At 36.6% G+C, this 23,733-nt stretch carries 18 protein-coding genes and 1 pseudogene; 10 read left to right on the plus strand and 9 right to left on the minus strand.

What is annotated here, in order from left to right; genetic code table 11:
- Positions 1 to 122 precede the first annotated feature (122 nt).
- From ACTYBU_RS05520 to ACTYBU_RS05535, 4 genes are all read right to left on the minus strand, one after another.
- Positions 123 to 782, minus strand: coding sequence for a methionine ABC transporter permease (locus tag ACTYBU_RS05520; protein WP_445487817.1), 660 nt, complete (start codon positions 780 to 782; stop codon positions 123 to 125).
- A complete protein-coding gene (locus ACTYBU_RS05525; protein ID WP_445488139.1) occupies positions 779 to 1,798 on the minus strand; it encodes a methionine ABC transporter ATP-binding protein in 1,020 nt (339 codons plus the stop codon). The genes ACTYBU_RS05520 and ACTYBU_RS05525 overlap by 4 nt, the downstream gene beginning before the upstream one ends.
- A gap of 144 nt (positions 1,799 to 1,942) precedes the next feature.
- Positions 1,943 to 3,160 (minus strand): trans-sulfuration enzyme family protein, encoded by a 1,218-nt coding sequence (locus ACTYBU_RS05530; RefSeq protein ID WP_445487818.1) that lies wholly within the window; start codon positions 3,158 to 3,160, stop codon positions 1,943 to 1,945.
- Positions 3,150 to 3,821 (minus strand): GntR family transcriptional regulator, encoded by a 672-nt coding sequence (locus ACTYBU_RS05535; protein WP_445487820.1) that lies wholly within the window; start codon positions 3,819 to 3,821, stop codon positions 3,150 to 3,152. Before ACTYBU_RS05535 ends, ACTYBU_RS05530 begins: the two co-directional genes overlap by 11 nt.
- Before the next feature lie 481 nt (positions 3,822 to 4,302).
- On the opposite strand from ACTYBU_RS05535, the gene ACTYBU_RS05540 reads away from it, so the two are divergent.
- From ACTYBU_RS05540 to ACTYBU_RS05550, 3 genes are all read left to right on the plus strand, one after another.
- Positions 4,303 to 5,547 (plus strand): MFS transporter, encoded by a 1,245-nt coding sequence (locus ACTYBU_RS05540; protein WP_445487822.1) that lies wholly within the window; start codon positions 4,303 to 4,305, stop codon positions 5,545 to 5,547.
- Positions 5,540 to 7,120 carry a gamma-glutamyltransferase gene (gene ggt / locus ACTYBU_RS05545; RefSeq protein WP_445487824.1) on the plus strand — a complete coding sequence of 527 codons (1,581 nt, stop codon included), beginning with the start codon at positions 5,540 to 5,542 and terminating at the stop codon, positions 7,118 to 7,120. Before ACTYBU_RS05540 ends, ggt begins: the two co-directional genes overlap by 8 nt.
- Before the next feature lie 548 nt (positions 7,121 to 7,668).
- On the plus strand, positions 7,669 to 8,652 hold the full coding sequence (locus tag ACTYBU_RS05550; protein ID WP_445487826.1) for a LacI family DNA-binding transcriptional regulator: 984 nt from the start codon (positions 7,669 to 7,671) through the stop codon (positions 8,650 to 8,652).
- 346 nt (positions 8,653 to 8,998) lie between these two features.
- On the opposite strand, the gene ACTYBU_RS05555 is transcribed toward ACTYBU_RS05550, so the two are convergent.
- The gene (locus ACTYBU_RS05555; RefSeq protein ID WP_445487828.1) at positions 8,999 to 9,250 is read right to left on the minus strand and encodes a hypothetical protein; all 252 of its coding nucleotides are present in this window, start codon (positions 9,248 to 9,250) and stop codon (positions 8,999 to 9,001) included.
- A 477-nt stretch (positions 9,251 to 9,727) separates the two neighbouring features.
- On the opposite strand from ACTYBU_RS05555, the gene ACTYBU_RS05560 reads away from it, so the two are divergent.
- From ACTYBU_RS05560 to ACTYBU_RS05570, 3 genes are all read left to right on the plus strand, one after another.
- Complete coding sequence (locus ACTYBU_RS05560) at positions 9,728 to 10,969, plus strand: MFS transporter (protein WP_445487830.1); 1,242 nt, start codon at positions 9,728 to 9,730, stop codon at positions 10,967 to 10,969.
- 11 nt (positions 10,970 to 10,980) lie between these two features.
- Positions 10,981 to 12,453: a glycoside hydrolase family 32 protein gene (locus ACTYBU_RS05565; protein WP_445487831.1), complete on the plus strand. Its 1,473-nt coding sequence runs from the start codon at positions 10,981 to 10,983 to the stop codon at positions 12,451 to 12,453.
- 429 nt (positions 12,454 to 12,882) lie between these two features.
- Positions 12,883 to 14,367 (plus strand): glycosyltransferase family 2 protein, encoded by a 1,485-nt coding sequence (locus tag ACTYBU_RS05570; RefSeq protein WP_445488141.1) that lies wholly within the window; start codon positions 12,883 to 12,885, stop codon positions 14,365 to 14,367.
- 782 nt (positions 14,368 to 15,149) lie between these two features.
- Here the strand turns inward: ACTYBU_RS05570 and ACTYBU_RS05575 are convergent.
- A complete protein-coding gene (locus ACTYBU_RS05575) occupies positions 15,150 to 15,764 on the minus strand; it encodes a LysE family translocator (RefSeq protein WP_445487833.1) in 615 nt (204 codons plus the stop codon).
- An 8-nt stretch (positions 15,765 to 15,772) separates the two neighbouring features.
- Positions 15,773 to 16,243: an Lrp/AsnC family transcriptional regulator gene (locus tag ACTYBU_RS05580; protein WP_445487835.1), complete on the minus strand. Its 471-nt coding sequence runs from the start codon at positions 16,241 to 16,243 to the stop codon at positions 15,773 to 15,775.
- Positions 16,244 to 16,827: 584 nt separating this feature from the next.
- Here ACTYBU_RS05580 and ACTYBU_RS05585 point away from each other — a divergent pair.
- Positions 16,828 to 17,708: pseudogene (locus ACTYBU_RS05585) on the plus strand (ZIP family metal transporter).
- A 20-nt stretch (positions 17,709 to 17,728) separates the two neighbouring features.
- Here ACTYBU_RS05585 and ACTYBU_RS05590 read toward each other — a convergent pair.
- Positions 17,729 to 18,421, minus strand: a complete 693-nt coding sequence (locus tag ACTYBU_RS05590; protein ID WP_445487837.1) for a Crp/Fnr family transcriptional regulator — start codon at positions 18,419 to 18,421, stop codon at positions 17,729 to 17,731.
- A 309-nt stretch (positions 18,422 to 18,730) separates the two neighbouring features.
- Here ACTYBU_RS05590 and ric point away from each other — a divergent pair, with 309 nt between their 5' ends.
- Both ric and ACTYBU_RS05600 read left to right on the plus strand, forming a co-directional pair.
- A complete protein-coding gene (gene ric / locus ACTYBU_RS05595; RefSeq protein ID WP_445487839.1) occupies positions 18,731 to 19,420 on the plus strand; it encodes an iron-sulfur cluster repair di-iron protein in 690 nt (229 codons plus the stop codon).
- A 220-nt stretch (positions 19,421 to 19,640) separates the two neighbouring features.
- Positions 19,641 to 20,489, plus strand: a complete 849-nt coding sequence (locus ACTYBU_RS05600; protein WP_445487841.1) for an NAD(P)-dependent oxidoreductase — start codon at positions 19,641 to 19,643, stop codon at positions 20,487 to 20,489.
- 225 nt (positions 20,490 to 20,714) lie between these two features.
- Here the strand turns inward: ACTYBU_RS05600 and ACTYBU_RS05605 are convergent, their stop codons facing one another.
- Positions 20,715 to 22,451 (minus strand): DUF2207 domain-containing protein, encoded by a 1,737-nt coding sequence (locus ACTYBU_RS05605; protein ID WP_445487843.1) that lies wholly within the window; start codon positions 22,449 to 22,451, stop codon positions 20,715 to 20,717.
- A 216-nt stretch (positions 22,452 to 22,667) separates the two neighbouring features.
- On the opposite strand from ACTYBU_RS05605, the gene ACTYBU_RS05610 reads away from it, so the two are divergent.
- Positions 22,668 to 23,657: an NADPH:quinone oxidoreductase family protein gene (locus ACTYBU_RS05610; RefSeq protein ID WP_445487845.1), complete on the plus strand. Its 990-nt coding sequence runs from the start codon at positions 22,668 to 22,670 to the stop codon at positions 23,655 to 23,657.
- The last annotated feature ends 76 nt before the right edge of the window (positions 23,658 to 23,733 follow it).

Raw genomic sequence — 23,733 nt, forward strand, 5'->3', positions numbered from 1 at the left:
CCTTATCTCACTTAAGGTACACAAATTAAGAACGCCACATCCTTATGTCTTCGTTTGTGTGATCCACATCCTGTGGACCTCAGCTTATTCTGTCGATGAGCAGGCGCTTGCGCTTTTTTTACTTAGTTTCTTCTTACTTTCCTTGAAAGCAGGTTTCCTAGTGACTGCAGCCCTTGAACAAGAAGAATCAGGACAATTACGGTAGAAATCATTACAACCGTATCAAATCGCTGGTATCCGTAGGAGATGGCTAAGTCTCCAACACCGCCCCCGCCAACTGTGCCTGCCATTGCGGTTGCTCCAATTAAACCGACAGTAGCTGTCGTTAAGGATAGAATCAATGATCCAAAGGCTTCTGGCAATAGGAAATGCCAGATAACTTGAAACGGAGTTGCTCCCATTGATTCTGCCGCTTCTAAAATGCCAGGGTTAACCTCTAATAAGGAGTTTTCTACTAATCTCCCAATATATGGGGCTATATAAATGATAAGTGGCACAATAGCTGCTGCTGTCCCGATGGAAGTTTGTACAATAAATCGCGTAAAGGGAATAATGGCAACTAATAAAATGATAAACGGCAGAGAGCGGACAATATTGATAATTGGGTTTAGCAGATTGTATAAAAACTTATTTTCCAATACACCGCCGCTTCTTGTAACCACTAAAAAAATGCCAAGTGGAATTCCTATCAAACTTCCAATCAGAAGTGAAAATCCGACCATATATAGAGTATCAACAATTGCTTGAATAAATTGATCAGATGTAATGGTTGTGCCGATCATACTTCTTCTACCTCCTCAATAATGACATCCTGCGCTTTTAAATAAGTAAGAGCATCTGATATGGCAGAAGCTTCCCCATTGAACTGGACAATCATATTCCCTAAAGCAGTTCCCTGAATTTCTGTCATATTTGCAAAAAGAATATTCAGCTTTATGTTATATTGATGAATTAGTTCATAAATAATTGGCTCGGATGCAGATTCTCCAACAAACTCCAATTTGTAGCGGCTTCCAGGAAGCGCTTTTGCTTTCTTTTGCACAGCAGTTGGAATGCTTGTATTAATGACGGTTTTAACAAAGTTTTGTGTAGTAGGGTGCTGTGGTTTGCCGAACACATCTAAAACAGAACCTTGTTCAATTATTTTTCCTTGCTCCATAACAGCCACTTTATTGCATATTTCCTGAATGACCGCCATTTCATGTGTAATAATCATAATCGTAATGTTGTATTCTGCATTTATTTTTTTTAACAGCTGCAGAATAGATTGTGTTGTTTGTGGATCCAATGCAGATGTTGCTTCGTCGCATAATAGAATAGAAGGGTTGGATGCAAGAGCTCTCGCAATGCCGACACGCTGTTTTTGACCTCCTGATAATTCACTTGGGTAGCTGTTTGCTTTATCACTTAATCCGACGAATTGTAATAATTCTTCTACTCTTTCTTTAATTTCCTGTTTCTTTTTTCTTTGAAGCACGAGGGGAATGGCAACATTATCAAAGACTTTTTTTGATTCTAATAAATTAAAGTGCTGAAAGATCATGCCTATTTGTTTTTTTGTAGCTCGGAGTTGTTTTTCACTATAGCTGGCAAGAGATTCTCCGTTAATCAAAACTTCCCCTTTTGTTGGTTTTTCTAAAAAGTTTACTAAGCGTATCAATGTGCTTTTTCCTGCACCACTATATCCAATTACACCGAAAATATCGCCTTTTTCCACTGTTACATTAATTCCTTTTAATGCATCATTGGAAATGCCTTTTCGGTGATAAGTTTTATAGATATCTTTTAACTCTATCATTGGCATATCTTTCCCCCTGTTTGTATAATCATCTCTATAGTGGACTTCCAGAGTTAATTCATAAACATAGATGAATAAAATCCCATTAATCCTATAGGTAATAAAATACCGCTCAAATGGTTTGAAATAAATAGGTAAATAGTACTATTTGTTGCTATTTGTTATTTTATCCGGGACTGGTACCATCGATAAAGCCTGATCAATGTCGTCGATAATATCTTGTGCATCCTCTAATCCTAATGAGAGGCGAATTAATTGATCGGATATATTGAACTTGATTTTTTCTTTTGTCGGGATAGAAGCATGTGTCATGGATGCAGGATGCTGAACCAACGTTTCAGGATCTCCTAAGCTAAAAGAAATATAAGCTAGCTTCAGTGAATTTATAAAAGTGGTCGCTGTCTGGAAGTCCCCATCTATTTCAAAGGAGACGATTCCGCCCATTAAGGTCATCTGCTTTTTAGCAAGTACATGTTGTGGATGGGAAGGAAGTCCAGGATAATATACTTTTTTAATGGACGGATGCGATTCTAAAAATTCCGCAACTTTCATTGCATTGTCACAATGTCTATGCATTCGCACCGCCATTGTTTTTAATCCTCTTAAAATTAAATAGGAATCGAATGCATTTAAATTTTGGCCTAAATTGCCCATCAATGTTTTTCTCATATAATGAATAGGCTCCTTGTCGCCGACAATAAAACCAGCAAGTACATCTCCATGGCCATTTATATATTTTGTTGCACTATGGACAACAATCGTTGCACCGGCTTCCAACGGTTTTTGCAGGTAAGGGGTCATAAATGTATTGTCTACAATAAGCGGAATTTGGAAGGATTTGCAAACTTCAGCTATTTTCTTCATATCTAGAATCGTTAATAAAGGATTAGAAGGTGTCTCGATAAAAAGTGCTTTCGTATTTCCTTTGATTGATTTTTTGATAAGTGCCATGTCAGTACAATCAACATAATCGAATTGAATTCCATAACGAATGGCAATGGAGGCTAAAAAGCTGTAAGTTCCTCCATAAACATCTTTTGTCACAAGCACATGATCATCTTTTTTCACAAATGCAAGGAGAGCAGTAGCAATTGCAGCCATACCGCTTGCAACACCTAATGCATCTTCTCCTCCTTCTAAAGAGGCAATTTTTTTCTCCAATTTTCCTAAAGTTGGATTCCCATAGCGGCCATAAAAAATGCCTTCTTCTTCACCAGCTACTACGGCTGCGGCTGTTTGTACATCTGGAAAAGCATATGCTACTGCAGGTGTAATGCTGGAAGAAATGGCTCTTGTTTCTTGATCCGGCATTTGGTTTTCATGAATAACTTTCGTGTCCATACTCCATTTATTATGCCTCATCTATATCCATCCTTTCTATATGTACCATAGCCGTTGCCAAGCTGCTTAAAATATGATCCTTCATTGCCTTTTCCGCGGCTTCTGGATTTCTTTCCATTATTTTCTGCAAGATTAAACTGTGTTCTTCGTCTGCTTTTGCATCCCAATCCCCATTGGCAGAAACTATTCGGCAATAACGAAGAGAGTGGTCTCTAAGCATGTATAAAATTTTTTCAAAGGTAGCAAGCCCGCTGATTTTTCCTAAATAGTCATGAAATTCAAATCCATAGGAAACAAACTCTTGATTCGATCGCTGCTGGAAAGAGGTTTTTAGTTTTTTTAATAAATTCGTTAAATTGATAATGTCTTGATCTGATGCAAGCAATGCTGCACTCTTGGCAATGGAACCTTCCAACATACTTCTTATTAAAAATATTTCTTCCATTTCCTTTTTATTAACGGATGCTACCTTTAAACGGCCATTTGTCTGCCTTATAAGAAAATCTTCTAATTCCAGCCGTTGAATGGCTTCCCTTAAAGGCGTTCTGCTAATTTCCAACATAGAAGCTAATTGCTCTTCACGAACGATTTCGTCTGGTTTCAAACGGCCATCTATTATTTTTTGTTTTAACACCGAATAAGCATGGTCTTTTGTTAATCGGCGGCTATGTACACTGCTCATAATTGCCTCCTTATTATGATACTAGAATAAATGTATAATTGTATACAATGTAAATAATAGCAGTTCACCCCATCAATATCTTTATTTTTGGAAAAAATAGGATGAGTAATTTTGGGTGATTCGTTTAAAACTTATTTGGAGAGAAAATTGTATAATTGTATACATTTTTTGACAAATAGTTATAATTTTCTGACTATTGTTATAATTGGATTATAATAGCTTATATAATGATAGTCAATATGTTTTTAACTAGTAAATAGATAACTAGAGAATAGTGAACAACTTGTAAGATTCACATGGAGAAAAATAGTTTTTGATTACTATTTGAAAGTTAATATCGACATTTTTTTACATTATGAAATAATTTATTAAAAATAATTTTCGAAATGAAAATAACATGTCAGATAATTTGACATGTTTCTGTTTTTTTAAAAGTTATCATGTTACGATTGTTTAAACTTTCAGAAAAGGAGACTATAAAATGAAAAAAACACATCCTGCACTCGTTATCTTTTTATTTTTTCTAGGCTGGGTATTTATGTATGCGGATCGGAATATTTTGTCACCTGTTATGGGAAGTATTGGTGAAGAATGGAATTTAGATAAATCCCAATTAGGATTAATGGCAACCGTCTTTTTTGCTGCATATGCATTTATGCAGATTCCAACAGGGTTCCTTGCTGATAAATTTGGTCGTGTAAAAGTACTCGTAATTGGATTTATCGTTTTTGGTGTTGGTACCTATTTAAGTGGTGCTTCCACAACATTTGGCATCTTTTTAATGATGAGAGCTTTAACTGGTTTAGGGGAAGGAACCTATTATGGGTCACAATATGGAATATCTTCTACTATTACACCTAAAAAATATCGCGGACTTGTAGCTGCTCTAATAAACAGCGGTATGGCATTCGGTATTTCGTTAGGATTTATGTCCTCTAGTTATTTTACGTATTCATTAAATAAAGGCTGGCAGTTCCCATTTTATGTGTTTGCTATCCCTACGATTATTATTGGTATATTAATTGCACTATTTGTTCGAGATGATTCACATAAGCAAAAGAAACAGGCTGTTCATGTACAAGAAAAAGTAGAAATGAAGAAAATTTTCACAAAGAATCATATTTTTGTCTATATCCTCATCTTTTGTTCTTTATATGGCTTCTTTGGAATGTTGACATGGCTGCCATATTATTTGCAAACAGCTCGAGACATAGAAGCGTCGCAAACAGGCATTATCTCCTCATTAGTGCCGTGGGCTTCGATTCCAGGAGCAATCCTATTCGGATTTTTATCAGACAGAATTAAAAGTAAAAAACCGCTTATTATTGGACTAGCTTTAGCAGGAGCAATTTGTCAATTTGCCATCCCTTATACAGATAATTATTCTTTCTTAATCGTTGGTTTATGCATGTACGGGCTGCTTGGAAAATTAGCACTTGATCCAGTTTTAATTTCTTATATGGCTGATATTACACCACAGTCCATGTATTCAAGAGTCTACGGATTCTTCAACTTCAGTGGTATGCTTTCATCCATTTTTGCACCGTATATTACTGGGTATTTTGCTGACAAAACTGGAAGTCTTGAATTTGGTTTCTATTTAGCAGGAGGATTATTAATCATCGGTGCCGTATTATTTATGTTTACTAACGATAAAAATAAATCTGAAGAAAAACCATTAAATACTATTGGCATGTTAAAAAAGGAGGAAACAGTAGTTGAATAAAGTGATAGTCGGCACAAAATCAATGGTTGTCAGCCCTCATTATTTAGCTTCCCAAGCAGGGGAACAGATTTTAGAAAAAGGCGGCAATGCATTTGATGCTGCTGTAGCAGTCAGTGCTTGCTTAGCAGTTGTTTATCCACATATGACTGGACTTGGTGGGGATTCCTTTTGGTTGACCTATAAAGCGGAAGATGGAAAAGTGCGCTCCTATAATGGCAGTGGGCGATCTGGTGCTAATATTACAAGAGAGACGTACAAAGGAAAAGAGAGCATTCCGTTTCGAGGAATTGAAAGTGTCATAACGGTGCCGGGCATGGTAGACAGCTGGAATGCTGTGATAAGCGAATATGGAAGCATGACACTCGAAGAAGTATTGCAGCCGGCTATTGAATATGCAGAAAAAGGCTTTCCGCTATCCAATGATCAATATGAAAATACGGTAAAAAGTGTCGAGTTGTTAAAGCGTAATAAAGAAACAGCGGAAGTCTTTCTGCCAGATGGAAAAGTCCCTAATAAGTTTTCTCGCTTTGTTCAAAAAGATTTAGCTCTTACATTAAAGCAATTAGCAGATAAGGGAAGAGATGATTTTTACAAAGGAGAGCTTGCAAAACGCATAATTTCCAGCTTGCAGGAAAAAGGTGGTTACTTAACATTGGCCGATTTTGCTGCACATAAAGGAGATTGGAACGAGCCTTTATCCAGTACGTACCGGGAATATACGATGTATCAAGTTCCTCCAAACTCTCAAGGATTTGTTGGTTTAATGATATTGAATATATTGGAGAATTTTGATTTCTCCTCCATCCCTTATGGCTCTTTTGAATATTACCAATTGCTTGTGGAAGCAGTAAAAAGGAGCTTCCAAGACCGAAACGATTATCTTACCGATCCTGAATATAATGAAATCCCATTAGAACGATTGTTAAGCAAGGCTTATGCAAAAGAAATGGCAGATTCTATTTCCTTTGAACGTACAATTGATTTTGACTCTCGTCCTGTTGGCAGTGATACGGCACATGCGGCAGTCGTTGATAAAGACGGAAATTCTGTGTCTTTTATTCAAAGCTTATACTTCGAATTCGGTTCAGGGATAGTTGCAGGAGATACAGGAATTACGCTGCAAAATAGAGGTTCATTTTTTTCTTTGGATCCCAATCATGTAAATACATTGGAGCCTCAGAAAAGAACGTTTCATACATTGATGCCTGCTATGGCATTTAAAGAGAATAAACCTTATGTTTTATACGGCACACAAGGGGGAGAAGGACAGTCACAAACGCAGACTTTGCTGATAACAAGGATGCTTGATTACGGACTGGACCCTCAAGAGGCTATTAGTGAACCAAGATTTGTCTGGGGACGAACATGGGGAGAAAAAACACAAGAATTAAAAATCGAATCTAGAGTATCATCAAATGTACTAGAAAAACTGCAAGAAGTTGGTCATATTGTGAATTGCGTCGAATCATTTGACGGAATCATGGGCCATGCAAATGCAATATTAATTGATGAACAAGGCTTTTTATATGGCGGTGTGGATCCACGAAGTGATGGAGCAGCAGTTGGCAAATAGAAGCTGTATATAAAGCAAAGATGAAGAGTGAATTTTCCTTTTGGAAGGTTCACTCTTTAGTTTGGATAGTGTGGGTGGGAAAGGGAACCAGGGGGAAGGACAAGTTGGGAGAAATCAGGTCTTTAATAAGCGTAAAGGAGAGGGAAGATCCCAATGTCATCAACTTAAGAATCCATAAATTGTATTAATATAAAAATTGTTCGTTTGGAGAGGCTTACCGCTCGCCCCATGGAAAGCGAGTGGTAAGCCTCGGAAAAACCTAACACTTATCCCTACTCCTTAAATAATTTTCCATTTTTTCGAAGTTTAGCTTGATGACATTGGGAAGATCCTTAATAAATGTTCTAAACGACGAAAAGGCAGAAAATATAGATTCTAAATGCTCTTAAAGAATCAAAAAGTAAGCGTATACAAATGCGTGAATTGTGTTTATTATTAAATATATTACCTTAGCCGCTATACAAATGGAATCGTGCATTCTTTTTTGAAATTATATTATATAATGAAGAATAGACATAAATTTTGCGGCAATTAAACGGAGGAACTATATGAAACCAAAAATCAAGGATGTGGCAAAACTGGCAGGTGTTTCACCAACAACCGTTTCACGTGTTTTAAATAATAGAGGCTATATTGGAGAAAAAACAAAACAAAATGTATACAAAGCGATGAATGAGCTGAATTATTATCCAAATGAACTTGCCAGGTCATTATATAATAAAAGAACCAATGTAATTGGTCTGATTATTCCAACGACAACCAATCCATTTTTTGGCGAGCTTACATTTGAAATTGAGAATGTATGTGCTTCTATCAATTATAAAGTGCTTCTTTGCAATAGCTTAAATGATATAGAAAAAGAGGAGAAATATTTAGATATGCTGATGCGCAACCAAGTAGATGGCATCATTGTGGGAACACATAATCAAGGGATTCTGGATTATCAAAAGCAGCATTTAGCCGTAGTGGCCATAGACCGGACGTTGTCTGAAAATATTCCGATAGTCAGCTCCGATAATTATGAAGGGGGGAAACTGGCGACTGAACTGTTGGCATCAAAAGGGTGTAAGCGAATTTTACATATAAATGGGCCAGTAGATTTTGCAACTCCTGCCATGCTAAGAAGAAGAGCATATGAAGATGTAATGAAGAAAAACGGACAGAACCCTATAACTTATGAAATACATGAAACGTTTAATCAGAAGAGTCATCATGAGGTAGCAAAAAAAATCTTAGATGAAGTTCCTGATGTGGATGGGGTTTTTGCCAGCAATGATCTTTTTGCTGCTTCATTTATAAGTGAAGCGAAAGCAAGAGGAAAAAAAATTCCCCAAGATATTAAGGTAATTGGTTATGATGGTACAGAAACAAGCCAAAGTTTATTTCCTGACTTGACAACGATTCAGCAGCCAATTAGGCTTTTGGCAGAATCAGCGGTAGAGATTTTATTGAAGCAAATGGACGGAGATTTCAGTGATAAACCTTTGCAGGTAAAGCATCCGGTAAAACTCCTATTAAGAAAAACAACGTAGCACTAATTAGCTTGGTGATTAACATTTTAATAAGGCAGCAATTTGGTGCGATTCTCAATAAGCAGAATCGCATTTTTTATAAGATAAGCGTACTATGTCAAATACTTTTTTTATTTTTTGGGGTAAGACAAATACGCCTATCCTATTGTATTACCAATTAATGGATAATGATGAAAGCAACTGACAGGAAACTCTATGAAAGCTAACCACCACTTCTCAAGTCTGAAGTAGTGAACCTCGTTTCAATACTGTAGGGATGCAATCTGGCATGAGTACAATCTTTTTATTACATTAACGTACAATTCGCATTTACAGGACGAGGCGGATAATGCTGATCTCCGAGGTCTTAGAGCCTCCAGAAAGTTGTTCCGATCTCACCTCGACCAAGAGATATACCATTTGCATTTACTGAAAAGAAAAAGGGTTTTTCAATTACATCGCCAAAATAGTTACAGATTAAGGCTTTTTGATGCAGTTTCGCTGCATCTATGGCTACAATTAATACTTGTTCGAGATTTACTCCTCTTAGTTGATCACGAAAACGACTTCCTTTTTTACCTTGAATATGATACTGTTTTGTAGTCCCATGTGACTTCAACCTCCGATATACAGTGTGTGGGTGGTTAGATTGAAGTTCCCCGTCAGGTACTTTTATCTTACTTGAAGTCGCTGGGGATTTTTTGTGTTTATTAATGGTAATTACATTATTTCATACACCAGAAAGTATAAGTTTTTGGAAGTCAGAGAAGTGTCTAGCGCAAGCACCCTATCGACTTCAACGCTTCCCTCACCTCGCTTGCGTAGTCAACATCGACGCTTGCGCTTTTCGTGTTTCCTTTATCTCACTTAAGGTACACAAATTAAGAACGCCACATCCTGTGAACCTCAGCTTTTTCCGTAGATGAGCAAGGGCGCTTGCGCTTTTCTAGTGAAAAAGTACTGTTTTTAAAAATATGAAACCGGTTGACATAAAAAGGATTGACTTATGAAACCGGTTAACATAAAATAACATTGAAAGTGCTTTCAGGTAAATTTTGGTTCATGATTTTAATTTTAAAAAGGGGGAGCAGCAAATATGAAAAGTTCAAATAGTCTGTATTGGAAACTTAGTGCGTATTTTTTCTTTTTCTTTTTTACCTGGTCATCGAGCTATTCTTTATTCTCCATCTGGTTAGGACAGGAAATAAATTTAAATGGTGCAGAAACTGGCATAATCTTTTCTGTAAACGCTATCTTTGCGTTGTGTATGCAGCCGCTTTATGGTTATATCTCGGATAAAATAGGTTTAAAAAAGCATATATTATTTGTGATAAGCATCCTGCTTGTATTTGTTGGTCCGTTTTATATTTATGTATATGGTCCATTACTGCAATATAACGTAACACTTGGTGCCATTGTTGGCGGTTTATATTTAGGAATTTCCTTTTTAGCTGGTATTGGAGCAATTGAGTCTTATATAGAAAAAATTAGTCGTAAATATGACTTTGAATATGGAAAATCAAGAATGTGGGGTTCCTTAGGATGGGCTGCAGCAACTTTTTTTGCAGGTCAATTATTTAACATCAATCCGAACATTAACTTCTGGGTAGCTTCTGTTTCAGCTATTATTTTAGTAGCTATTATTCTATCAGTAAGAGTAGAGATGACAGAACAGGAAATTTTGAAAGCGGATTCTATAGGTTTGAAAGATGTAGGACAGTTGTTCCTTTTAAAAGACTTTTGGTTTTTAATGTTATATGTAATTGGGGTAACCTGTGTTTATAGTGTATATGATCAGCAGTTTCCTATCTATTATTCTTCTTTATTTTCATCAGAAGCTTTAGGAAATCAAGTGTTTGGCTATTTGAACTCATTTCAAGTATTTTTGGAAGCGGGTATGATGTTCCTTGCACCTTATGTGGTGAATAAAGTAGGGGCGAAAAACAGTTTAATTCTTGCAGGATTATTAATGGCATTCCGAATTATTGGTTCAGGCATTGTTATCGGCCCAGTCGGCATTTCAACCATGAAGTTAATCCATGCACTAGAATTGCCAATTATGTTAATTGCCATTTTTAAATATTTAGCAGCAAACTTTGATACACGTTTATCGTCTGTTCTTTATCTAGTAGGTTTCCAGTTTGCTTCTCAAGTAGGTGCATCTATTCTATCACCAATTGCCGGAGGACTTTACGATAGCATTGGTTTCCGTCATACTTATTTAGTAATGGGACTTCTTGTATTAGTCTTTACGACTATCTCTATGTTTACATTGCTTAATGAACGGAAAAATACAAAAAATGCCCGTCAAAAAGACGTTATGATAAAAACCATTTAGGGGGAAAATATATGTTGCAGACAAACAATTTAAAAAAAGCAGAAGACGCGATTTTAGAAACAGCAAAGAAAATGAACAACCAATATCGATTAGGCTATCATATAATGGCACCTGCTAATTGGATTAATGATCCGAACGGCTTGATTCAGTTTAATGGAGAGTATCATGTGTTTTTTCAGCACCATCCTTATGATGAAAACTGGGGACCGATGCATTGGGGGCATGTAAAATCTAAGGATCTTGTCCACTGGGAACATCTGCCGATTGCATTAGCTCCAGGGGATGCTTGTGATAAAGACGGCTGTTTTTCAGGAAGTGCAGTTGATAATAACGGGGAATTAACGCTTATCTATACTGGTCATCATTATATTGATAAAGAAAAAGATACGTTTTTCCAAAATCAAAATATTGCGGTAAGCAAGGACGGCATTTCTTTTGAAAAGGTGGGAGAAAATCCAGTTATCGCGGAGCCGCCAACAGATAGCTCGCATCATTTCCGTGATCCAAAGGTTTGGAAGCATAATGACGAATGGTATATGATTTTAGGAAACGCTACGAAAAATGAAACAGGGAGAGTTATTCTATATAAATCTCCTGATCTAAGAAAATGGGAGTATATCGGCGTGCTTGCGCAAAGTGATGGTACGCTTGGATTTATGTGGGAATGTCCGGATTTCTTTGAATTAGATGGAAAATATGTGCTGCTTTTCTCTCCGCAAGGGATGGAAGCAGAAGAAGATCGCTATCAAAATCTTTTCCAGACAGGTTCTTTAGTTGGGGAATATAGCTATGAAACAAATGAGTTTGTATACGGGGAATTTACGGAATTAGATAATGGGCATGACTTTTATGCGGTTCAAACCTTATTAGATGATAAAGGTCGCCGCATTGCTATTGGCTGGATGGATATGTGGGAAGCAAACATGCCGACGAAAAATGATGGATGGGCTGGTGCACTTACACTTCCAAGGGTTTTAACGTTAAGCAATGAAGGAAAGCTCTTGATGAATCCTGTAGAAGAACTAGTTCAATTGCGTGAGACTGCTTATCCTGCCTTACAAAATAAATCAATAGCAGACCGCTATATTTACGAAGCAAAAGACGCATTGCTGGAAGTGAAGGCTGTCTTTGATTTAAATGGCACCGAAGCGGAGAAGATTGGAGTAAATCTTATTGGAAGTGAAAGTGAATTTTTAACCCTTCAATATAATAAAACGACGCAAAAGCTTACACTGGATTGTTCTGCTTATGGAAAAGAAAAAGATGGAGTAAGAAGCACAAAATTAGCTTCTTCTAAAGAGCTTTCCTTACGAATATTTATCGATCGATCATCCATTGAGATATTTGTTAATGATGGAGAAGCAACGTTGACAAGCCGCATCTATCCAAAAGAAGAAAGAGCTGGAATAGAAATTACAGCAGAAAATGGAGCTGCTGAAATAAAAAATCTAACAGCTTGGCAGCTAAAAGACAGCTGGAAATAATGTGTAAGGAAGAAGAGGTATGTTCTCTGCTCGTTGTTAGGGAGAATAGGCTTCTTTTTTTTGTTTATTTAATCAAAAGAAGAAAATATTGTTCGTTATAACGAATAATTAAACTAGTATATGCCAATCGTATTGAAAATAGAACAAAATAGAACAAAATAGAACAAAATAGAGTTATTTTTTATGCATTAATTTAACACTGAAATTTCTTTATTTATTCCTAATATTTAAATTGACGAGACAGTGGCCAAATGATAATATGTTCTTAAATAAGAACAATGCAAATATTAAAACACCTAATTTTAAAGGTGTATATTTTTTTGAGAAAACGTTCTTTTTAAAGAACAAATAATTGGACGAATATGAAGAAAGATGGTGAAATGTTTGTCGGTAATAACGAAAGAAAAAGGGAGTATTTCATTTTACAGCATGCCTGGTGTAAAAAAATCTTATATGAAGCCAAGAATTATTGCATTGATTCCTGCTCATAATGAAGAAAAATCCATAAGGGATTGTTTAGCAGGTCTAAATGATCAATTGCTTCCTAAAGGTGTTGATTTGGATGTATATGTTATTGCGGATAATTGTACAGATAGAACAGAAGAAAAAGCCATAATTGCCGGGGAAGAATTCAACCTAAATGTAAAAGTTATTGTGACCGAAAATAATAAACTTCGTAAAGTAGGAGCATTAAATGCTGGTTGGAAGCTGCTTTATGGAGATTTGCTTGATATTTATGATATTAATCAGTTAACAGAGCATCAAGAGTTATATAAACAAAGTATTAAGGCCGTTTTAGGGATGGATGCAGACAGCCGGCTTGCCCCGAGTTGTTTAACATATTTATGGGATGGCTTAATGAGTGCCCGTAATATCGGTGGAGTTATGGCGAAATATACAATGCGTATGCCAAAAAAGAAAAGCCTTCTTTCCAAGCATGATGTGTATTATGAAGAAAAAGTAGAAAGTGGAGAATATGGGGGACCGATTACACGCTGGTGGACGCATCAGCAAAAACAAGATATGGCAAGCTGGTTGCTTGATCTTCAATATCATGGGGGAAGCACCTATGTGCTTGGCGGCCAGGCGACACTTTTCAGACCAGAGGCATTGCAGGAGGTAGTCAATCATAATAAATTAGATGGTCCATGGCAAAATGATAGTGATGTGGAAGATATGCTATTGACATGGCAGCTGCAAAAATCTGGCTGGAAAACATTGATAAGTCCTAAGGGAAGATGTTTTGTGGATGCAATGAGATCGTATCATACTTTTCGTGAGCAGCGTAATAAATGGAATTCAGGTACAGTGGATTTGCTTACGAATAAAGATTTAAGTGTACAAACAAGACATAAAGGGAAAATTTGGCGAAATCAACTAAAGCTTCTTTCTGATTTAGTGGTTCGAGTTCTATTCTTTTCTCTATTAGTGGTAGCGCTTGCAACAGATCAATACTATTGGTCATGGGTTTGGCTGATACCAGTTGGTCTAGCATCCGTGTTAAATATGATTCTTGCAATTAAAACGCCAATGCACAGAACAATTGATGTTATTTTAGCAGGTTTGCTTATTAGTCCCGAGTTGTATTTATGGGTAAATTTAATGACGTTTAGCCAAGTATGGCTAGGGAAATTATCGGCAAATAAAAAAGATGGATGGGCAAACCAGTATGCTGCAGAAGCGGGGAAAACAAGGAGCAAATTAACACAAGGAGTTTTGTTGGGAATCATCCTTATTTTAATTGGAGGATATTCATGCTTTCATTTCAGAGAGTTCTTAACATCGTCCAATGTACAGGAAACAATTAAGCCATATTTAATGACTGGATGGATTACACTTACTTATTTAACGATCATTAAATCATTAATGATGGTTTACCAAATATGGACATTGCGTGGAAGGCATACTGCTTAAGAAGAGATTTCGGGAATAGCCTTGAATTTGGAATGGGGGCAAAAACTAAAAAATCTGAGGGAATTTGTCCCTCGGATTTTTTTTATCCCACTCTTAATGGGCAGTAAGACCCCCACCTCGGGGATGCCGAGAAATCGAGGAAGCTAGGTGGGGGACAACTGCCCATAAAGGTCCGATAAGTGCAACTAACCATCAGTGGGAGAAGAGGAAAAACCCCACTGATGGAAGTTTACTTTATCCCACTCTTAATGGGCAGTAAGACCCCCACCTCGGGGATGCCGAGAAATCGAGGAAGCTAGGTGGCAATGTCATCAAGCTAAACTTCAAAAAAAAGGAAAATTAGCAACTAAATAGGAAGTAAGGATTTTCGTTCTGTTCTCCGAGGCTTACCGCTCGCTTTCCACAGGGCGAGCGCCGAGCCTCCTCGTCGCTTTGCTCCTGTGGGGTCTCGTCTGTCTCGCTATTCCCGTAGGAGTCGAGCGGACACCTCTCCAAACAAATGGGTATTTCTTTTAATAGGGGGATCCAATAATTAGGATCTTAAAAAAGGCAATAAGATGCCCGGGGTATGTTTTCCTAATTTTTACATACCCTTAATATCCTATTTTATTTTAAATTCTATAATGCCGCTTTTTGATTCCATCCATTTTTATTAGCTCTTAATCCTTTGGCACGATGGAAACTTCTACCTGGTCTTATCGGACTTCGATTCCTTTTCACCGATAAGTGCAACTAACCATCAGTGGGGGAAGAGGAAAAACCCCCACTGATGGAAGTTTACTTTATGAAAGAACTTTCGCAATGGATAAAAGCCCAAACAAAATAATCATGGCGCCGGAGCATTTGTTTATTAGCCCTAAGTGCGGTATCATTCGTTCACGAGAAAAGTTAACTGTTAAGCTTAATAGGAACCACCAGCAGGCAGAGCCTAAAAAAACACCGGCTACTAAAAAAAGAGCGGAAGAAACGTTCTGCTGTGATGTCGTAATGCCTAATCCTGAAAAAATAGCAAAAAAAGAAAAAATGGTCATCGGATTTGTTAAAGTCAGAAGGAGTATAGAAAAATAGCTAGTAAAGATATTTTTTCTTTCGATTGTAGAATGAGGAGAAGCAGCCTGAGCAAGCAAAGTTTTAGCTCCAAGATAAAGGAGAAAGCATCCCCCTGCTAGTTGAAGACAAAACTGATAGCCTATTAAAATATGAGTAATAACCGATAATCCGAACGCTGCCATCAAGCCATAAATGCCATCAGCGGTTGCTGCCCCCAATCCTGAAATAAATCCAGACAGTCGTCCTTGCACTAATGTTCTTTGAATGCATAGAACGCCAATGGGGCCTACAGGTGCTGCGATCGATATTCCCAAAATAAGTCCTTTTATAAAAAATGCGGTACTCATTCATTCTTTCACTCCATTCGAAATTTGTGAGGCTGCAAAGGCAATTTATTGGTTTCTTTTAATGTGTCCATCACAATCGTAGTTTTGGTACGATAAACCCCCTCCACACTTTTAAGTTCATGACTGATTACTCGATCTAAATCTTTTGTATTCTTACAGCGTATTTTCAGCAAATAATCATCTTCCCCTGCAATATGGTGGCATTCCTGAACTTCTGCCAACTGATGAACAATGGTAATAAAAGCATCTCTGTATTTCGGATGTTCCAGTGAAACGGATACAAACGCAGTACATTCACAGCCAACTATTTCAGCATCAATGATTGTATTAAATTGTGTTATGACCCCCTGTTCTATCAGCCTGTTAACACGTTCCGCAGCTGCAGGAGCAGACATTCCAACTTCGGCAGCTAAATCGGCCCACTTCATTCTTCCATTATCCATTAATAGATTTATTATTTTTAAATCGTATGTATCCATGTGTAATCACCTTGTTTTGTTAAGTTTTTTTAATGATAACCTAAATAAAATAAATATACTAGTGGTTTTTCTTAAAAAATGAAGATTGTATGATGGAGGAGAATAACATCTATATACAAAATTGTGCTAAATCATTAAGAGATTTAAACTGTCAAGTTTATGGATGGTCTCATAAAATATACTACGAAGTTTTCTAGTTGAATGTTAATCATGCATTAGAATAACTTTAGTAAAATAAGGAAGTGAGTATAAATGAAGCATAAAAAATTTAAAATAGAAATAAAAAAAGTTTTAGAATGGACAACTAAAGTCAAATTTCTTTTCAAAGTAAAGAAAAAATAAAGTAGAATCACGGTCGAAGCTAATACGTGTATTTCATTCTAACAGTAACAATAATTCTAAAAGCAAGAACGGTATTAGACCTTATTCAAGCGAAAAGAGGCTGTCCCAAAAGTATAAAACTTTTGGGACAGCCTCTTCTTGGAAATGTTTTATATAAACAAATAAAGAGAATGATAAGCATATCAAGCTATTCTAATAATTAATAGAAAAAGACATTTCTAGATTAATAGGAGGGAACTAGTATGTGGAGTGCTGTAATGTGGGGAGGAATATCAGGTTCAGCTGTTTTATTAGGAGCGATAGCTGCCATTTTTTTGCCGATTAAACAGCGGATTATTGGATTTATTATGGCATTTGGAACAGGTGTATTAATTGGAGCATCTACATATGAATTATTGGAAGACTCTGCGCAAAGCGGCGGTATTTTCCCAACTTCAATTGGGTTTTTAATAGGTGCCATTGTTTTTACCATTTTAGATATGATTATCTCAAAAAAAGGTGCGCAGAATAGAAAAAGATCTGCAGGAAGTACAAAGGGAAAGCAATCGGGTTTGGCGATTTTTATCCCACTCTTAATGGGCAGTAAGACCCCCACCTCGGGGATGCCGAGAAATCGAGGAAGCTAGGTGGGGGATAACTGCCCGTAAAGGTCCGATAAGTTCAACTAACCATCAGTGAGGGATGAAGGAACCCCCCCTGATGGAAGGTTCACTTTATTGGAACCGTAATGGATGCTATTTTAAAATCCATTATGATTGGATATAGTTTAATTGGTCATCATACGGTCAGTTTTCTGCTTGTTATTGCCATTTTTATTAGCAATATTCCGGAAGGTTTATCTAGCACATCTGGATTAATAAAAAGCAATTATTCTAGGGGGAAAATATTTTCTTTGTGGAGTGCTGTACTCATCATCTCCACCTTCTGCTCATTAGGTGGGTATTTATTTCTCGATCATGCTTCAGAAGAAGTAATGGCTGCAATTGGTGCTTTTGCAGGCGGTGGAATTATTGCGATGGTTGGATCGACCATGATGCCAGAAGCATTCGAAGAAGGAGGTTCCATTACTGGACTTATCTCTGCTTTAGGCTTATTGATTTCATTACTATTGGATTATTTCTAAGTCAGCAAGGGAGTGGGAAATCAACCCCACTCTTTAAAAATAGCAGGATCTTTTATTAATATTTGTTTGTTTCCTTTAAGTGTCAAAAACCCTGAGTCTACAAACTTGCTTAGTTTGCGACTGATTGTTTCTCGGGTCAATCCAACATAGCTGGAAATTTCTTCTCTTGTAAAAGGCAAATCAATTAGAATGCCATTTTCTCCTTTTTTTCCAAACTTTTCGGAGAACTCTGCTAATAAAAAAGCGATTCTCACTTCAGGATCTTTTGTTGCTAGAGTTTGAGCTAAGTCTTCTGTATGGGACAATCTTTTTGTAATCGTTTTTAATAATTTAATAGAGATAGCGGGATTTTTCAGCATAATCTCATCGAAATCATCTTTGGCCAGAAAACAAATTTTTGTATCTTCCATTGCATAAGCACTAAAATTGGCTTTTTCCTTTTCATGAAAAAGATGCATTTCCCCGAAAAAATCGCCTTTTATTAACAAATGAAGTATTTGTTCTTTTCCATTGATCGTTAATTTTGAAAGCTTCACTTTTCCGCTATGAATAATAAATAATGTATCCGACTTTTCTCCTTCATTTAAAAGTAATTGTCCTTTTTTATATTGTTTATGGGTGACCATTTTGGTTATTTTATTAATTTCTTCTTCAGATAAAGCATGGAAAATAGGAACTCTTTTTGCACAACGATCAAGTGCCGTTGTCTCCATTATATTCACCTCGAATATTATTGTTCAGCTATTCACAATGATAAAGTGAACCTTCCATCCAGTGGGGGTTTTGTTCATCCACCACTGATGGTTAGCTGCACTTATCGGATCTTTACGGACAGTTATCCCCTACCTAGCTTCCCCGATTTCTCAACATCTTGAGGTGGGGGGACTGCCCGTTAAGAGTGTGATAAACGTGAAAAGCTATTAAAAGTATAACATAAAAATTCGTAAAATGTGATTTGAATCCTATTGTGAATGATTTGCCATCCGTATACTAAAGGTATTCTAAAAAAGGAGATGTTCAAAATGAGTTTCGTTTTTCATGAATCGATGAATACAGGTGATATTGTTACTAAATTTCCAGCTGCAAGCAAGCTTTTTAAACAATATAAAATTGATTTTTGCTGTGGAGGAAACCGTCCGATTGGAGAAGTATTGCTAGAGAAGGAATTAACAAAGAATGATATATTAGGTCAAATAAATGAGATGTATAAAAAATATACACAAACAAATGATACGGATTGGATGAACAGTCCACTTACTAAGTTAGTTCAGTATATTACAGAGAAATATCATCAATATACAAGAGAAGTATTAGAAGAATTAAGTGTATATGTAGCAAAAGTATACAGGGTGCATGGCGAAAGAGATGCTCATTTAAAAGAGGTTTATGATTTCTTTTTTCTTTTGAGAGATGAATTGGAACAGCATTTATTGGATGAAGAGCAAATCATTTTCCCCCATATCATAGAATATGATCAAAGTGCTTCCCAAGAAGCACGAACAAAAGCAAAAAAAGAAATTGCGCATTTAGAAAAGGATCATGATGCAGCAGGGGATTTGCTGAAGAAAATCCGTCAAGCCACAAATGATTATCAGCTTCCGCCTAATGCCTGCAATACCTATACATTAACTTACTTAAAATTAGAAGAATTGGAATCTGAGACATTCGATCATATTCATTTAGAAAATAATATTTTGTTTAAAAGAATATAAGAAATAAGGCTGTCGGCAAACGTTTGCTTTTCTAATTGTTCGCCGCCCGGATGCTCATTACCATTTCCTGCTCATCTTCCATTCCTTCTGTACAGAAGGAACATAGTCCGAAAAGTTAATAGAATATTCAAAAAGATGGAAGTGAAAGCCTACTATTAGTGGTATTAAATATGCTATTCTTATAGTTGGGTATTAATATAGGAAAGGATGGGATATTGGGATGAATATAGGCTGGATTGGACTTGGAAATATGGGAATACCGATTGCTTCTAATTTAATAAAAGCTGGATTAAAGGTGAAAGTTTATAACCGGACTGCTTCAAAAGGAGAAGCACTTGTTCAACAAGGTGCTACTCAAGCAGAAAGCGTGCAAGAGCTGGTGAAAACAAGTGATGTTATTTTTACTATGGTGTCAGATGATGCAGCAGTAAAAAGCTTATATTCTGAAAATAATCTTTTTGAATTGGCAGGATCAGGCAAGGTTTTTATTGATATGAGCACTGTTTCTCCCAAGACATCAAAGGAATTATTTGCGGCAGCAAAAAAAGCAGATATTGCATTTTTAGATGCACCTGTTTCAGGAAGTGTGCAGCCAGCTAAGGATGGAACATTAATTGTATTGGCTGGTGGAGAAGAAGAGACGTATCAACAAGTAAAATCTTTATTCGAGCCTATGAGTAAAATGTCTTTGTATTTAGGAGATTCTGGGGCAGGAAGCAATGCTAAATTAGCGATTAATCTATTATTGGGCATTACCGTGCAAGGAATAGCAGAATCTGTCTTATTTGCGCAAAATCAAGGCATTAAAACAGAAGATATGCTGACTATTATTTCTGAAAGTGCAGTGGGAACAGCTATTTCAAAAATGAAAACTCCAAGTATTTTACAAAATGAATTTCCTGCTGCTTTTGCTTTAAAGCATATGGCAAAAGATTTGCGTCTTGCCAGTGAAACAGATGAATTGCTGCCAATAGGAGAGTCTGCCAATGGGACATTTCAAAAAGCACTTGCAAACAATTTAGGTGATGAAGATGTAATGGCAGTTATTGAACAACTTAGAGGGAGATAAAGAAAAAGGCTTCTTTAGTTGGTAATTTTCACCGACTAATAGGAGCCTTTTTTAAAAAAATATAATCCTATTTTTATCCCACTCTTAACGGGCAGTAAGCCCCCCTCAAGATGCCGAGAAATCGAGGAATCTAGGTGGGGGATAACTGCCCGTGAAGGTCCGATAAGTGCAGCTTCCATCAGTGGGGGATGAGGAAAAACCCCCACTGATGGAAGCTGCACTTTATTAAAAAGCACCTGAACCTCCGCCGCCGCCGTCTACACCTCCGCCACCACTGCTGCTGATAGAGCTTGAGCTGGCGCTATAGCTTCCATGCATCGTTTTTTTCATTATTTTATTGGCATCATAAAAATTGGTGGAAGCAAGGGTGCCAAAATAATAGATGGTAAATAGATCAACCCCACTGTATTCTGAGGTTTGCTGCGTTATATTTATTTTTGGGAAAGTTATTGATTTGGCTAAGGCTTCATTTTTCCGTGTAATATTTTTATTGTTTATGCCCAACCCATATATATAGATGCGAATTCTTTCCTCTTCTGAAAGCTTTTCCCATTCATTTTTTGTTATTTGGTGAAAGTTTTGCTGCAGAACGTTCCATTGATGGTAAATTTCTAACCCTTCATATGTTTTTGGGCGATACAATAGAGCAAAAAGAAGGGAAGAGATGATTAAAAGGATGTTTCCAAATGCTAAAACAAACAGCTGATAAGCAGGAAAAAAGTATAAGAATGGCATTAGCAGAACAGTTATACTGGCAAAAAAGCCATTTGTTTTTTTGCTTTTTTCATATAATGCATAATATTTCCATTCTTCTTTGACTGCTTGGGTCCATTTCATCTGATAAGAATGATACTTTTGATGATTTTTCTTCTTATTGATATATTTTTTTAAATCATCAAAATGAAACTCTCCGTTTTTTCCAACTGAATAAAATAAAAAATCGATCAATAGTTGTTCGTGTTTCTTACTGTCCTTTGGTCGAGAAACGAGCCGGAAGGAATTTTCATTTATCTTTTCAATGATTCCCTTTCTTAATAAGTCTAATAAAGCAGCTCCCATTGCCTCTGCAGGCAGCTTTCCATTATTAGTATAAAAAATAGTAGCAGGCAGGCTCATTATTTGTTTTGGAGCAGAAAAGGATGTTGGGATATTCCGCAGTACATCTGCCTTTTTATGTCGTTCCTTTAATAAAAGCATATACATCGTTCCGAAAAGAATAATAAATAAAAGCAGAAGCAATATCGATCCAAATAAAAATAGTTTTTCCTTTTTATGGGCATGTACAGCTGCTTCTTTTAGCATGTTGTTTTTTTCTGCAAGAATCGTTTCTTTCATTCTTTTAGGCTGGATATTTTGAACATCTGAAAAAAGACTAGCGTTATATGCTACACGAATATCTCCATTTTCCTCAGATGGAACTTTGCCCAAATTAAATAATACAGAACCATCTGGCAAAACTTTTTCCGTTTTAAAGGCTTCTTCATAGCCAAAGGCAATGACATCCTTTGTAGATGAAGGAGGATGAATGACAGCAGTAAAATTTCCGTAAGTAGCTGGATTTCTATTATCAAAAAATGGCCAATAAAACTCTGCGACATCTGAATAAACATCTACCCCATTCTGGATCATATAGGAAAGGTTTACCACAATTGATTCATCAGCACCTTTTCGATAAATGCGGTAGATGTTTTTTTTCTTTGCTACTGTTAGGACTTTTCCGTTTTCTTTTGCTTGGAAATCTTTAATGGATGTACCGCTTTTCGGAAAAATTTCTCTTGTAATCCCGTTAAACTTTCCATCGAATGAATAGGTTTGTGTTTCCTGTACTTGTACATTTCCATCTTTTTGTAAAGTTGCTTCGATTTTTACTTGATTAATAGAATACTCTGCTGCAAGTCCGTTCTTTGGAAAAAGCAAAAACATTATAAGCAGCATGCAAGGGATGAGGATATATTTTTTCATTTACTACCACCTCCAGTTATTTTTATACGGAGCATGCAGGAAAAAGTTTCAAAAAAGGGGGATGTTTGGTGTTTTATTCTATTAAATTTAAGCTGTGTCATAACCGCTAATTTAGTAGATGATCCTGATAATCCTTGTTATTACTGTTGTTATAGTGCAATTTTTTTTTTTGACGAACTCTTTTTATATTGTTACGATGGGAGCGAGGTGATAGAAATGGAAACTACTTTTCAAGCTGTAGTTGTAGATAAAAAAGAGGAAGATTTTTCTGTAAAAGTAAAAGACGTAGTTCTTGATGACTTATCAAATGGAGAGGTCGTAATAAAAGTTTATCATTCTGGCATCAATTATAAAGATGGACTTGCCAGTACGCCAAATGGAAAAATAGTTCGCTCATATCCCCATATTCCTGGCATTGACTTAGCAGGAGTGGTGGTTTCTTCTGAGGATAAACGTTTTAAAGAAGGAGATAAAGTTATTGCAACAAGCTATGAAATAGGTGTTTCTCATACAGGAGGTTTTAGCGAGTATGCTAGAATTCCTGCTGATTGGATTGTGCCATTGCCAGATGGTTTATCTTTAAAGGAAGCGATGATTATTGGTACGGCAGGTTTAACAGCCGCTCTTTCTATACAACGTTTAGAAGATAATGGTTTAAAACCTGAAAACGGCAAAGTGCTTGTAACAGGATCTACTGGAGGAGTGGGCAGCTTTGGTGTTGCGATGCTTTCGAAGCTAGGTTTTAACGTAGTAGCAAGTACAGGAAAAAATGATCAAGAGTATTTAACAAAGCTTGGTGCCAAGGAAGTTATTTCACGTGACGATGTATATAATGGAACAATAAAAGCATTGGATAAGCAGCTTTGGGCAGGGGCAATTGATCCTGTTGGCGGGAAATCGCTGGCTGCTGTATTAAGTAAAATAAAATACAATGGTTCTGTTGCTGTCAGCGGATTAACAGGCGGAGGAGAAGTACCTACAAGTGTATTCCCATTTATTTTGCGCGGGATAAATTTGCTTGGAATTGATTCCGTTTATTGCTCTATGGAAGAAAGATTGAATGCATGGAATCGATTGGCAACAGATTTAAAACCAGTTAATTTATCTGATTTTATTTATCAAGAAGCAACATTAGCAGAGCTTCCAGAAACACTGCCAACAATTTTATCAGGCAAAGTAAAAGGAAGAACGGTTGTGAATATATAAAGAACGCGGTTTCTCAAGTTGAATTTTTAAAAATGGCAATATGGATGAAAGAAGACACAGTCCACATAAGGGCCAG

It is taken from the genome of Niallia sp. 03133, assembly GCF_052663225.1.